The organism is Methylobacterium sp. J-078, assembly GCF_022829285.1.
Classification (GTDB): Bacteria; Pseudomonadota; Alphaproteobacteria; order Rhizobiales; family Beijerinckiaceae; genus Methylobacterium.
Window position 1 is genome coordinate 1 of record NZ_JAKSYI010000068.1, and the last position, 13,044, is coordinate 13,044.

At 69.4% G+C, this 13,044-nt stretch carries 9 protein-coding genes; 3 read left to right on the forward strand and 6 right to left on the reverse strand.

Annotated features, from left to right (window positions below; all coding sequences use genetic code 11):
- Positions 1–783 precede the first annotated feature (783 nt).
- Positions 784–1,485, reverse strand: a complete 702-nt coding sequence (locus tag MKK58_RS10545; RefSeq protein ID WP_243912031.1) for a L,D-transpeptidase — start codon at positions 1,483–1,485, stop codon at positions 784–786.
- A 388-nt stretch (positions 1,486–1,873) separates the two neighbouring features.
- On the opposite strand from MKK58_RS10545, the gene MKK58_RS10550 reads away from it, so the two are divergent.
- The 3 genes from MKK58_RS10550 to MKK58_RS10560 all read left to right on the forward strand — a co-directional run bounded on the left by MKK58_RS10550 (position 1,874) and on the right by MKK58_RS10560 (position 4,467).
- Positions 1,874–3,145: an MFS transporter gene (locus tag MKK58_RS10550; RefSeq protein WP_243912032.1), complete on the forward strand. Its 1,272-nt coding sequence runs from the start codon at positions 1,874–1,876 to the stop codon at positions 3,143–3,145.
- 247 nt (positions 3,146–3,392) lie between these two features.
- On the forward strand, positions 3,393–3,677 hold the full coding sequence (locus MKK58_RS10555; protein WP_243912033.1) for a hypothetical protein: 285 nt from the start codon (positions 3,393–3,395) through the stop codon (positions 3,675–3,677).
- 196 nt (positions 3,678–3,873) lie between these two features.
- Complete coding sequence (locus MKK58_RS10560) at positions 3,874–4,467, forward strand: PAS domain-containing protein (RefSeq protein ID WP_313899280.1); 594 nt, start codon at positions 3,874–3,876, stop codon at positions 4,465–4,467.
- A gap of 89 nt (positions 4,468–4,556) precedes the next feature.
- Here MKK58_RS10560 and fdhF read toward each other — a convergent pair whose 3' ends face one another.
- The 5 genes from fdhF to MKK58_RS10585 all read right to left on the reverse strand — a co-directional run bounded on the left by fdhF (position 4,557) and on the right by MKK58_RS10585 (position 13,040).
- Positions 4,557–7,523, reverse strand: coding sequence for a formate dehydrogenase subunit alpha (fdhF, locus tag MKK58_RS10565; protein ID WP_243912035.1), 2,967 nt, complete (start codon positions 7,521–7,523; stop codon positions 4,557–4,559).
- 87 nt (positions 7,524–7,610) lie between these two features.
- Positions 7,611–9,329: an NAD(P)H-dependent oxidoreductase subunit E gene (locus MKK58_RS10570; RefSeq protein ID WP_243912036.1), complete on the reverse strand. Its 1,719-nt coding sequence runs from the start codon at positions 9,327–9,329 to the stop codon at positions 7,611–7,613.
- 93 nt (positions 9,330–9,422) lie between these two features.
- Positions 9,423–9,746 (reverse strand): hypothetical protein, encoded by a 324-nt coding sequence (locus MKK58_RS10575; protein WP_243912037.1) that lies wholly within the window; start codon positions 9,744–9,746, stop codon positions 9,423–9,425.
- A gap of 181 nt (positions 9,747–9,927) precedes the next feature.
- Positions 9,928–11,304 (reverse strand): aspartate aminotransferase family protein, encoded by a 1,377-nt coding sequence (locus MKK58_RS10580; protein ID WP_243912038.1) that lies wholly within the window; start codon positions 11,302–11,304, stop codon positions 9,928–9,930.
- Entirely contained in the window at positions 11,301–13,040 is a 1,740-nt protein-coding gene (locus MKK58_RS10585; protein ID WP_243912039.1) for a putative 2-aminoethylphosphonate ABC transporter permease subunit, read from the reverse strand. Before MKK58_RS10585 ends, MKK58_RS10580 begins: the two co-directional genes overlap by 4 nt.
- Positions 13,041–13,044 lie beyond the last annotated feature (4 nt).

A 13,044-nucleotide genomic window follows, 5' to 3' on the forward strand; every position in this document is an offset into this window, starting at 1 on the left:
GATGAAAGGACGCGCCCCCTGCCACGGCCGCCACGACGCGCTCGCGTAGATCGACAGACAACGGTGAAGGCATCGCAGACTCCTTCACCGGTCAACGCTTCAGCCGCCCTCCCGTCGCAACACTGCCGGGCACAGCTCTAGGTCATCTTGACCTGTCCATGGAGCGGGTCCGCCCCGGTGTTTACGGATAAGGTTAGCGAGGGTCGATGCGACCGAGCTACCTACCATATCCTGGCCCTGAGGTAGGGCCTTTGTTGACGCTCACTTTCAATAATCGGATCTTTGATGACGATGAGTAGAATGCCGAACGACCATAGTGCTATAAGACCCTGAAAATACAGATGCATCTGTAGTGCTTTACGTGACGCCCAACACTTTCCTGACACGCGCTCGAATTTCGATCTTGGGTTTCGGCTCAGGGCCGGAAACCGGCTTTGGCCGCCGAACGAAGGTCGAGCGTTCGGCCATCGTGCCGGCGCAGCCCGGAAGTCCCCGAACCGGGCAGGGATGAAGACAGAATCATCCCAACCCTGAATCGGCTCATCGATACCGCGTCGCCGTGACCTTTCCACGCAAACTGCGCGAGAACCGTGAAACTGCGGGAGGATCACATACGGGTTGCGGTCGCCCTTGAGGAGGCGTGACGGCATCCGGAGATCGCGTTCGGCCGGGGCCGAACGGAATTACCGGCGGAAGAGGCCTCACCCATGCGGACGAAGCCGCGAGGTGGGCACACGGATGGGTCGGACCTTGCGTGGCTCGAAACGGGCGCGCCGCAGCCGCCTACGCGGGCAGCACGACCACCTTCGTCTTGACCGGCGTTCGCGCGTAGAGGTGGATCATGTCCTGGCTGAGCAGACCGACGCAGCCGCTCGTGATGCCCGAGCCGATCGATTCGGGGTCGCTGCTGGCGTAGATCGTATACAGCGTGTAGGCGCCGTTCTGGTAGAGGTGCAGGGTGCGGGCGCCGAGCGGATTGTCGAGGCCCCCCGGCATGCCCTTGGCGTACTTGGCGGCCTCGGGCTGACGCCGGATCATCTCCTTGGGCGGTGTCCAGGTCGCCCATTCGGACTTGCGGCCGACATAGGCGTCGCCGCTCCAGAGGAAGCCGTCGCGGCCCACATTGGCACCGTAGCGCGTGGCGGCGCCATCACCCTCGATCCGGTAGACGTAGTAGTTGCTCGGATCGACGACGATCGTGCCGGGCGCCTCCTTGGATTCGTACCGAACCGTGCGACGATAGTATTTCGGATTGACCTTGCTGATGTCCGTCGCCGGGATCGGAAACTTCTCGTCGGGCATCGGCCCGTAGATCTGTGCCGCCTCGGCGAGGAGCAGGCCGTCGGATGTCGCGCAAGCCCCGAGCCCCAAGGTGCCGAGACCGACGGCCGAGCTGGCCAGAAACGAGCGGCGGCTGAGCAGCCCCGACCGAGCCCCTGGCCGGGCGATCCCGTCCGCATCGGCGCGTCCACCGTCCATCGTCATGCTCCGGGGCTTTCCATGTCGTGCGAGCCATGTCTTACAGCCATGTCTTGCAACCAAGGTGAAACCGCCCCGGTCCACACCTGTCAAGCCTATGGCCAAGCCTGAGATTGCCGGGCCTCCACGCGGGCGGCAAGCCCGGTCGCGCAACGGATGGCGGGCGGAGCGCACCCGAACCGGTCGCATCCCGACCAGGGCGTCAGACGGGCCACCCGTGTCTCCGGCGCATAGTGCGACAGGTCGCCGTACACCGGGCCGGATCCCGGCCGCGGCGCGCGCATCCTCTTTCCGCGCGATCGACGTTACGGTGACGTGCTTGGGCGCGTCGATACGCGGTGGCCCGATGAGCCCGCCGGCGCCGTTCCGGCGCGGGGGACCGAGGATCGAGGCGATGCGCCAGTGGCCGGCGAGTCTGCAGAGCGCCGCCTGGCGCGTTAGCCTCTTCACGCTTCTCTACCTCTACCAGGGCGTCGTCGCCGGCTTCGCCCTCACGGCACTTGCCAACCACTTCGCCGCCGCGGGCGCGTCCGCGGCGGAAGTCGGCCGGCATCTCGCCGTGGTCGGCCTGCCCTGGGTGCTGCAGCCGCTGCTCTGGGGGCCGCTGATCGATCGCGCGCGCCCGTTCCGCATGGGCCCGCGCCGCTTCTGGCTCGTGCTCGCCCTCGCCTGCGCGCAGGCGAGCCTCGCGGGCCTGCTCCTCCTCGGCACGACTCCCGGCCTGACGGCCGTGAGCGTCGTCCTCTGCCTGCACAGCCTGGCCGCTTCCCTCGCCGACACCGCCACCGACCGCATGATCGCGGGCAGCGTACCGGCCGGCGAACTGGGGCGCACAAGCGCGGCGACGCGGGCCGGTTTCGTCATCGGCAGCGCGGCCGGGACAGCGCTCTTCGCGTGGATCCTCGAGACGGCGGGTTTCGCCGCAGCGGCCGGGGCGCTCCTCGGCCTGACCACGGTGCTCGCCCTCCCTGCCGTGCTCGTGCGCGAGGCACCGGACGACCGGTGGGTCTCGCTCGGCCTGCGCGCGCCGCCGCACCGGGCGGAGCCGGGGCAGGCGGCACGGGCGAGTTCCTTCATCCGTGGGCTCCTCGCAGCGTTCCGAACCCGCGACGCCGCGATCCTGCTGGCGATGTGCTTTGCAATCGATTTCGGCCTCGCCCTGTTCCAGGTGCCCTTCGCGGTCGCGCTGGTGCAGGTCCATGGCTGGGACGCGGGCGCGCTCTCCCGGCTGCAAGCACTCCTCGCGCTCCTGGGCGGGACGGTCGGCGCGCTGGGCATCGGCGCCTATGTGGATCGCATCGGCCCGGAGCGGGCCCTGCGCGCCCTCCTGGTCGCCGGCGCGCTGGCCTTCGGTGCCGCGGCCGCGCTGATCGCGGCAGGCCTGGAGGCCGCGACGGGGCCCGTCATCCTGGGGCTGGCCAGCGTCGTGCCGGCCCTCCTCTACGTTGCCCTGCTCCCCACCGTCCTGCTGGCGAGCGGCGCGGGGCGTGCATCCGCGACGCAGTTCCAGGTCTACATGGCGGTGATGAACCTCGGCGACGTGGTCGGCGCGTCGCTGGCCGGAGCGCTCGGGTCGCCGATGGCGCCACCCCTCGTCGCACTCGGGGTCGCGGGCCTCTTCCTGATCTGCGCACGAGCCCGCTCAGGCGACCAGCGCCCGGCCTGACTCCGGGAACCCGCCGATGGCACAGATCCGAAGGCCCGTCCGCGCGCATCCGGAAACACCGGGGGCTCCCCGGGTTCGCGTGCTAAGCGCGTCCCGACAGGATTTCGATCGGGCCAGCACCCCGACCCCGATCCGCCACGACGACAGGATCGATCTGCCGTCCCCGCCGAGAACGAGACGATCGACCGGATCATCGCCGCGATGACGCACGCGTGCGAGACGGTGTTGGCGCGCGAGCACGTTGCGGGTGCTGGTCGCCCGGTCGCCCGAACTGCGCCAGGGACTCTTTGCCGACTCGGGCACCCGCGAGGTCGCGGTCCGCCTCGCGCAGGGGCCGGGCGAACACCTGCCGGACAGGGTGCACACCCATCGCGACATGGGGATCGGGGCGAGCCTGGACGCGGTCGGTCTCCAAAAGCTGAAGAATGGAATTCCCTCGAAAACCTTCAAGGGATCAACAGTCGCGAGGCTGCTCCCCGGCGATCCGAGACAGACCGCCCACTCCATGAGTTTTCGCGATGCTTACACGTGAGATGGGGCATCACGCAGCGGCGTGGCGGGGATCAGAACCATCGGCTACTCGACCGACATCAGACGCGCGTCCGGATTTCGTATTTTACATGTGTCGCGATCACATTTCAGAACTACAATGATCGACGGGGTGATCGGCCGGCTGTCGGCCGATGCAGAGGCACCAGAGGTTGCCCGTCCGTCATCGAAAGCTGCCCGTGGAAATAGGAATACCCAACGACCTCGCAGACCTGAACCGCCTTCGCGCTGCCCTCGACGCCTCGTGCGTCGTCGGGACGTGGGCGTGGGATCACGTGCGTGGCGTCGTCACCTACGACGAGGGCGCCGCGCGCGTTCTGACCGGCAACCCCGAGCTTGCGGATCGCGAGATCAAGGGTCCGATCGCCCTCGCCCTCGTCCATCCGACCGACATGACGTGGCTCATGGAGCACATGCTCCGGGCCGTGCAGGTCGGCGGCCTGGTGCTTGCCGAATACCGTGTGTTCAGGCGTGACGGGACGGTGCGCTGGCTGCTCAGTCGCGGGCGGACGTACCACGACGAGGCGGGTCGACCCGAGCGCTCCCACGGCATCCTGATCGACATCACGGACATGCGCGACGGCGGCGAACGCTACGTCCTCGGAACGACACCGGCATACCCGGATCCGCTGATGCAGGCCGCCGACATGGCCCTCTCCCTGAAGAACGTCCTGGGCCCCGAACCCGCACCGGAGGTGATCGAGGCCGCCAACCTGCTCCTGTTCAGGCTCGGCTGTGCCATCGCGCGGGCGACGGATCAGCAATTGCAATAGGGCACGCCGATCGGTCCGGTGAGGCGAACGAAGGCGGCGGGCAGATGTCCGTCACCCATCCGGCGGATGGGTGACGGCGCACGCGGCCGCTATTCGGCGGCGATCTGCCGGGGCCGGACCGCTTCGACGCGAGCCGCGCAGAACTTGAACTCCGGGATCTTGCCCATGGGATCGAGGGCCGGATTGGTCAGGAGGTTGGCGGCGGCCTCGGCGTAGCAGAACGGCATGAAGATCATGCCCACCGGCACGTCGCGGTCGGACCGGACCTTGAGTTCCACCGCGCCGCGGCGGGTCTCCAGGCGCATGGTGTCGCCGGGCTCCAGGCCGAGGCGATAGAGCTCCCGCGGTGCCATGAAGGCCACCGCCTCCGGCTCCAGGGCGTCGAGGACGCCCGAGCGCCGGGTCATCGAGCCGGTGTGCCAATGCTCCAACACGCGGCCCGTGGAAAGCACCATGGGGAACTCGGTGTCGGGCACCTCGTCCGGCGGCACGATGTTGGCCGGGACGATCTTGGCCCGCCCGCTCGCCGTCGGGAAGCCGGCATAGAAGATGATCTCGTTGCCGGGCTGGTCGGGACCGTCGACCGGGTAGGTCACGGCGCCCTCGCGCTCGAGGCGCTCCCAGGTGATGTTCTTCAGGGAGGGCATCACCTGCGCCATCTCGGCGAAGATTTCGGCCGGGCCGGTATAGGTCCAGTCGAGGCCGAGGCGGCGGGCGAGCTCCTGCAGGATCCACCAATCCTGGCGGGCGTCGCCGGGCGGCGGGACCACGGGCTTGGCGATCTGCACGCGCCGGTCGGTGTTGGTGAAGCTGCCTGCCTTCTCGGCGAAGGCGGAGGCCGGCAGCACCACGTCGGCGTGGAAGGCGGTCTCCGTGAGGAACAGGTCCTGCACGACGAGGTGGTCCAGCATCGCGAGCGCGTGCCGGGCGTGGTTGAGGTCGGGGTCCGACATCGCCGGGTTCTCGCCCTCGACGAACATGCCCTTGATCGTGCCCGCATGGATGGCGCGCATGATCTCCACGACGGTCAGGCCGTTCTTGGGATCGAGGGACTGGCCCCAGAACGTCTCGAACAGGTCGCGGACGGTCTCGTTCTCCACCGACTGGTAGTCGGGGTAGACCATCGGGATCAGGCCGGCATCGGAGGCGCCCTGGACGTTGTTCTGGCCGCGCAGGGGGTGCAGGCCGGTGCCGGGGCGGCCGATCTGGCCGGTGGTCAGCGCCAGCGCGATCAGGCAGCGCGAGTTGTCGGTGCCGTGCACGTGCTGGCTGACGCCCATGCCCCAGAAGATGAGCGAAGCGCGCGAGCGCGCGTAGAGGCGTGCGACCTCGCGCAGGGTCTCGGCATCGATGCCACAGACGGGCGCCATCTTCTCCGGCGTGAAGGCGACGATGCTCTCCCTCAAAGCCTCGAAGTTCTCGGTGTACCCGGCGATGTACTGCTCGTCGTAGAGCTTCTCCGTCACGATGACGTTGAGCATCGCGTTGAGCATCGCGACATCCGAGCCCGGCTTGAAGGCGAGGTGCTTGTAGGCGTGCCGCGACAGGACCTGCCGGCGCGGATCCATGATGATCAGCTTGGCGCCGCGCTCCTTGACCGCGTTCTTGATGAAGGTCGCGGCCACGGGGTGATTCACCGTCGGGTTGGCGCCGATGATGACGATGACCTCGGCGTCGAGGGCCGCCGCGAAGGGGGCCGAGACGGCGCCCGAGTTCAGGCCCTCCATCAGGGCCGCCACGGACGAGGCGTGGCAGAGTCGGGTGCAATGGTCGACGTTGTTCGAGCCGAAGCCGAGGCGCACCAGCTTCTGGAAGAGGTAGGCCTCCTCGTTCGAGCCCTTGGCCGAGCCGAAGCCCGCCAGCGCCTTGGGGCCGACGGTGTCGCGGATGCGCTTGAGGCCGCCGGCGGCGCGCTCCAGCGCCTCCTCCCAGGTGGCTTCACGGAAGTGGGTCCAGGGATTGGCCGGATCGACCTGGTCGTTGGCGTCCTTGGCGACGTTGTCGAGGCGGATCAGCGGCTTGGTCAGCCGATGGGGGTGGTGGACGTAGTCGAAGCCGAAGCGGCCCTTCACGCAGAGGCGGTTCTGGTTGGCCGGCCCGTCACGCCCCTCGGCGTAGACGATCTTATTATCCTTGACCTTGTAGGAGACCTGACAGCCGACGCCGCAATACGGGCAGAGGGAATCCACCTCGCGGTCGGGATAGACGGTCCGGGTCTGTTGATCGTCGAGATAGGCCGCCGGCATCAGCGCGCCGGTCGGGCAGGCCTGGACGCACTCGCCGCAGGCCACACAGGTCGACTGGCCCATCGGGTCGTCGAAGTCGAACACGGGCTTGGAATCCGCCGAGCGGTAGGCCATGCCGATGACGTCGTTGACCTGGACCTCGCGGCAGGCGCGGACGCAGAGGTTGCACTGGATGCAGGCGTCGAGGTTCACCCGCATGGCCGGGTGGCTCCAATCGCCCTCCCAGCGCTGGGCCGCCGGGAAACGGCTCTCGCTGATCGCGACATGGTCGGCCTGCGCCCAGAAATGCGAGTCCGGGTCGTGCGAGATCGCCCGGGCCGGCTGGTCGGCCACGAGGAGTTCCATCACCATGGCGCGGGCCTTGGTCGCCCGCTCGGAGGCGGACTTCACCTTCATGCCGACGCCCGGCACCCGCTTGCACGAGGCGGCGAGCACGCGCTCGCCCTCGATCTCGACCATGCAGGCGCGGCAATTGCCGTCCGGCCGGTAACCCGGGGCGGGCTTGTGGCAGAGGTGGGGGATGTGCGTGCCGAGGCGCTGGGCGACCGCCCAGATCGTCTCACCGGGCGCGGCCTCGACCTGCTGCCCGTCGAACTCGAAGATCACGCCGGGGATGCCGGCGGGCATCTCCTTGAGGCCGAAGGTGCCGCTCGGGGCCGGACCCGCCTGGCCGCCCGACCGGGTGCCCTCGGAATAGGTGCCGCCGGCGCCCGGGTTGGCGTCGTCCGCCTTGCCGCCCGCATCCTGCGGGCCGGTGGGGGTGGTGGCGTGGGCTCCGTTGAGACCAGAGTTCTGTGTGCCGCTGCTCATGGTTCCGCTCCAGACATGGCGCAGGAAAATCGGGGATCGGGCAGCCGCCGCGAGGGGCGGCCGCACCGTCGGATCGGAGACGGATCGCTACTCGGCCGCGATCCGTTGCGGCGAGGGGAACAGGTCCGGGAAGTACTTGATCACGGTGGTCAGCGGGTTCGACGCCGCCTGACCCAGGCCGCAGATCGAGGCGTCGCGCATGCATTGCGAGAGTTCACCGAGGAGATCGGTGTCCCAGACGTCGCTCTCCATCATCACGCGTGCCTTCTGCGTGCCGGAGCGGCAGGGCGTGCACTGCCCGCAGGACTCGTCCTCGAAGAACCGCATCAGGTTGAGCGCCGCGCCGCGCACGTCGTCCCGGTCCGACAGGACGATGACGGCGGCCGAGCCGATGAAGCAGCCGTACTTCTCGAGGGTGCCGAAATCGAGGGGGATGTCGTCCATGCTGGCCGGCAGGATGCCGCCGGAGGCGCCGCCCGGCAGGTAGGCCGCGAAGCTGTGCCCGTCGCTGATCCCGCCGCAATACTCCTCGATCAGTTCACGGATGGTGAGGCCGGCCGGCGCCAGCTTCACGCCCGGCTCCTTCACGCGGCCCGAGACCGAGTAGGAGCGCAGGCCGACCCGGCCGTTGCGGCCGTGGCCCTTCCACCAATCCGCGCCCTTCTCGATCAGGTCCCTGACCCAGTAGAGGGTCTCGACGTTGTTGATGAGCGTCGGGCGGTTGAACAGGCCGACCTGGAACGGGAAGGGCGGCTTGTGGCGCGGCAGGCCGCGCTTGCCCTCGAGCGACTCGATCAACGAGGATTCCTCGCCGCAGATATAGGCGCCCGCGCCCCGGCGCAGGTGGATGCGCGGTCCGCCGGCGGGGAGCCTGGCGATCTCGCGGGCCAGGATCTCGCGGGAGATCGGGTACTCGTCGCGCAGATAGATGTAGACGTCGGCCGCCTCCACCACGTGGGCGCCGATGAGCATGCCCTCGAGGAAGCGGTGCGGATCGGCGTTGAGGTAGAGCTGGTCCTTGAAGGTGCCGGGCTCGCCCTCGTCGCCGTTCACCGCCATGAGGCGGGGACCGGGCTCGCCGCGCACCGAGCGCCACTTGCGGCCCGTGGGGAAGCCGGCGCCGCCGAGGCCGCGCAGGCCACCGTCGTCCAGTACCTGAAGAACCGCGTCGATGCTGAGCTCACCGGAGCGCAGACGGTCGAGGACGGCGTAGCCGCCGCCCGCCCGGTAGGCGTCGTAGTCGGGATAAGCCGGCAGATGAGCGTGGGTGTCCCCCGCCGCGACCGCCGCCTGCACGCTGGCGACGTCGGCCTTGTGCAGAAAGTTATGGCCGACCTCCACCGCCGGGGCATGGTCGCACAGGCCCACGCAGGGCGCGCGCACGACGCGGACCCCGCTGCCGAGGGTCTCGCGCAGGGCCTCCAGCAGGGGCTCGGCGCCGAACATCGCGCAGGTGAGGCTGTCGCAGACCCGCACGGTGAGCGCCGGCAGGTCGGCCTCACCGTCCTTCAGTACATCGAAATGCGCGTAGAACGTCGCCGTCTCGAACACCTCGGCGAAGGCCAGCCCCATCTCGTCGGCGAGTGCCGCGAGGTGGGGGGCGCTGATCTGGCCGTAGGTGTCCTGCACGAGGTGCAGGTGCTCGATCAGGAGGTCGCGCTGCCGCGAGCGGTCGCCCAGTAGGCGCTCGATCTCGACCTTGGCCACGGGCTCGACCTGACGTCCCTTCGGAACGGGCCGCGCCCGATCGCGCCCCTTGCCGGGGTGCTCGAAGCGGCGGACCACACCGTTGTCATGCTCGCTCATACCGTGATCCTGACTTCTGGCATACAAAATACCATCAAAGGCCCTACACTTATATACCGCGCCCGGCCGAACGCATGCAAAAAATTGCGGCGCCTACTGGCCGCCAAAAGCGCGCAGGGGGCGCCCGGCCTCCGAGCGCTGGCGGAAGCTGAGCGTTCCGTCCGGAGCGACCGCATCGAGGCGGGGCCCCACGACGGCCCCGAGGTCGAGTTCGAAGGCGTCCAGGGCGTCGTTGATCCGCCCGACGCCCGCCTCGTCGAGCGGTTCGTCCCCGGGAAGGTCCGAGCCGACTCCGCGCAGAGCGGTGCGCAGGGTCTCCGACAATTCGGGCGTCAGGGGAGGCGTAGCGTCCGCGGCGTAGCCGCGGGCAATGCCCTCGATCAGATCCTGCGGAGAATGGGTTTGAAGTTCGGTCATCGGCGCGCCTCCCGGCATTCTTGTTCGCCGGATCAACGCACGGCGCGTGAATTCAGGCGCATGGCCCGGGCGAAGACTTGGAAACCGGGCTCGGCGGGGTGGCGATCGCCTGGGGGGAGTTCGGAACGACGGCGGGCACGCACGTCCCCAAAAATGCCGCTCCGGAGCGGCCGGGCCCCGCTCATGCCCGGCGCGCCCGCTCCGCCTCCCCGATGGCCGCCTCGACGATGTCGAGGGCGTCCGTCATCTGCCCCGGCGTGACGGTGAGTGGCGGGGTCAGGGTCAGGACGTTGCCCATGGTGGTCTTGAACGACAGGCCGGCATCGAGCGCCCGGTACAGCACCGCCTCGGCGAGGTCGGCATCGGGTTCGCGGGTGGCGCGGTCGCGCACCAGTTCGATGCCGAGGAGGCAGCCTCGGCCGCGCACGTCGCCGATGGCCGGGCAGCGCGCCATCATGGCGCCGAGGCGCTCCAGGGCGAGCGCCCCAACCCGCGCGGCGTTGGCGACAAGGTCTTCGTCCGCGATGATCCGGATCGTCTCCAGGGCGGCCCGCGTCGTCACCGGGTTCTTCTCGTGGATGTAGTGCCCGAAGGCCCAGGCGCCGCCGACGTCGAGGGAGGGATCGGCGATCACCGCCGCGATCGGCAGGATGCCGCCGCCGAGGCCCTTGCCGATCACCAGGATGTCGGGCGCGACACCGTCGTGCTCGCAGGAGAACATCCGCCCGGTCTTGCCGAGGCCGGTGGGGATCTCGTCGAAGATCAGCAGCACCCCATGCCGGTCGCAGATGCGCCGGACCTCCGCCCAGAACCCCGGCGGCGGGATGTAGGGCACCGCCCGCGTCGGCTCGGCGACCAGGGCCGCCACGTCGGGGTCGCGGGTCAGCACGTAGTCGATCATGCGGGCGCAGGCCCGGCCGCTCGCCTCGGCGCCGTCGGTGCCGTAGGGGCAGCGGTAGCCGCCGAAGGGGGCGACGTGGAGCGCGCCGGCCACCAGCGGACCGGCGGGGCCGGAGCGGAACAGCATCTCCCCCGACATCGCCGCCGAGCCGGTGCCGGCGCCGTGGAAGGCATCCCAGAACGACAGGGTCTTGTGCCGGCCGGTGGCGGCACGGGCGACCTTCACCGCCACCTCTACCGCATCCGACCCGCCGGTGGTGAACAGCACCTTCGCGAGGGTGCCGGGCGTGATCGCCGCGAGTTTCTCGGCCAGGGCCAAGGCGGGCTCGCAGGCGTAGCGACGGGGCGCGAAGGGCAGCGCGTCCATCTGCTCGGCGATGGCGCGCTTGAGGCGCGGATGGCCGTAGCCGATGTGGTGGACGTTGTTGCCGTGGAAATCCATGTAGCGGCGCCCGGCCGCGTCCTCGATCCAGACCCCCTCCGCCCGCGTGATCGCATTGAGGCAGGGCGTCGAGACCGACTGGTGCAGGAAGGCCTCCGAATCCCGCGCGAGCAGCCCGCGCGTCGTCCCGTCGAGGCTCCGCGCCTGCCAGGCGGCACGGCGATCGGTGCGGTTGGTGTCGCCCTCGGATTCGGCGATCCGCGCGTCCCGGGTCATGCTATCGCCTCGCGGCGGCGCCAGCCCTGGGCGCGGGCGACGACGAAGCGGTTGACCAGCGCCAGGGCGAGGCGGGCGCCCAAAGCCGTCGCCATGATCACGCTCGCCATGGCGGCGGCCGCCGCCGTGGTGCCGGCCTCGTCCATGTGGACGATGGCGATGGCCGCGAGCTTGGTGCTCGGCCCGTAGAGGAAGATCACCGCCGAGACCGTCGTCATCGCATTGACGAACAGGTAGACGAACAGCTCCAGCACGGTCGGCAGGCAGATCGGCAGGCTGACCCGGCGGAACGTCTGCCAGAACGGCACCTTCAGCGAGGCCGACACGGCCTCGAATTCCGGGTCGATCTGCTTGAGCGCCGTCGTCGCCGTCACATGGGCCACGGTGTAGTAGTGCGCGAGCGTGTTGATCACGAGGAGCGCCAGACTCCCGTAGAGGACGTTCAGCGGGTTCCAGGGCGCGTTGAAGAAGAACACGTAGCCGAGGCCGAGCACGAGGCCCGGCACGGCGAGCGGCAGCATCGCCAGCAGTTGGGCAAAGGCCCGGCCGGCGGGAAACAGCCTCAGCTTCTCGATGAGGTAGGCCCCGCAGAACACGACCGCCGTGCCGATGGCGGCCACCGAGAGCGCCATGGCCAGCGAGTTCCAGTAGGGCGACCAGCCGTCGGCATCGGCCGCCGCGAAGTCGTAATGGTCGAGCGTCAGGCCGAGATTGTAGGGCCAGTAGCGGATGAACGAGGCCCAGACCGCGACCCCGTAGGTGCCCGCGATCACGCCGGCCACGAGCACCGCGTAGGCCAGCGCGAGCGGATCACGGACCGGGTGGGCCTTGGGCTCGTAGGGCACCGAGCGGGCCGAGAGCAGGGACGATTGCCGGCGCTGGATCAGGCGGTCGACCACGAAGGCCAGCACGGCGGGCACCAGCATCAGCAGGCCGACGACGGCACCCATGGGGAAGTTCTGCTGGCCGACCACCTGCCGGTAGGCGTCGGTGGCGAGCACAGCGTACTGGCCGCCGATCACCTTCGGGATGCCGAAATCCGTGACCACCAGGGTGAAGACCACGAAGGCCGCGCTGACAAGGCCGTAGCGCGCCCCCGGCAGGGTCACGGTGAGGAAGGTGCGCCAGCGGCGCGTCCCCATGGCGGCGGCGGCCTCGTAGAGGCGCCCGTCGGAGAGGCCGAGGGCGGTGACGAGGATGATCAGGGCGTGCGGGAAGGCGTAGAGGCATTCCGCGAGGGTGATGCCGATCGGCCCGTAGACGCTGCGGCCGAACAGCAGGCCGCGCAGGAAGCCCTGGTTGCCCAGGATGTAGGTGAGCGCGATGCCCGACAGGAGGGAGGGTGCGAACAGCGGCAGGAGCGCCAGCGCCAGGAACAGGCCCTTGAACGGCATCGCCGTGCGGGTGAGCGCGTAGGCGTAGCCGAAAGCCAGCGGCACCACGATTCCCACGACGCTGCCGGCGACGGTCAGGCTGTTGAGGAGAGCGTCGACCAGGGTCGGCGTCGCGAAGTAGGTGCGGAAGTTCGACAGCCCCGCCATCCCGCCATCCGGCGCCTCCAGGCTCTTGATCAGCAGCGCGCCGAGGGGCAGCGCGATGACGAGCAGGAGGAGCAGGCACAGGCCCGCGACGAGCGCGACGCCGATCGCGGTCTCGGGCACGGACCGGTATTTCGTGGGCGCGGCCTCCGGCAGAGCCCTGGCGAGGGTGGGTTCCCCCAGGATGGATTCGGCCATGGCG

Bases quoted from the DNA above. Each gene is read 5' to 3' on its own strand.
- MKK58_RS10550 (WP_243912032.1), top strand. From the start codon at position 1,874: ATGCGCCAGTGGCCGGCGAGTCTGCAGAGCGCCGCCTGGCGCGTTAGC.
- MKK58_RS10585 (WP_243912039.1), bottom strand. From the start codon at position 13,040: ATGGCCGAATCCATCCTGGGGGAACCCACCCTCGCCAGGGCTCTGCCG.
- MKK58_RS10575 (WP_243912037.1), bottom strand. From the start codon at position 9,746: ATGACCGAACTTCAAACCCATTCTCCGCAGGATCTGATCGAGGGCATT.
- MKK58_RS10545 (WP_243912031.1), bottom strand. From the start codon at position 1,485: ATGACGATGGACGGTGGACGCGCCGATGCGGACGGGATCGCCCGGCCA.
- MKK58_RS10580 (WP_243912038.1), bottom strand. From the start codon at position 11,304: ATGACCCGGGACGCGCGGATCGCCGAATCCGAGGGCGACACCAACCGC.
- MKK58_RS10570 (WP_243912036.1), bottom strand. From the start codon at position 9,329: ATGAGCGAGCATGACAACGGTGTGGTCCGCCGCTTCGAGCACCCCGGC.
- fdhF (WP_243912035.1), bottom strand. From the start codon at position 7,523: ATGAGCAGCGGCACACAGAACTCTGGTCTCAACGGAGCCCACGCCACC.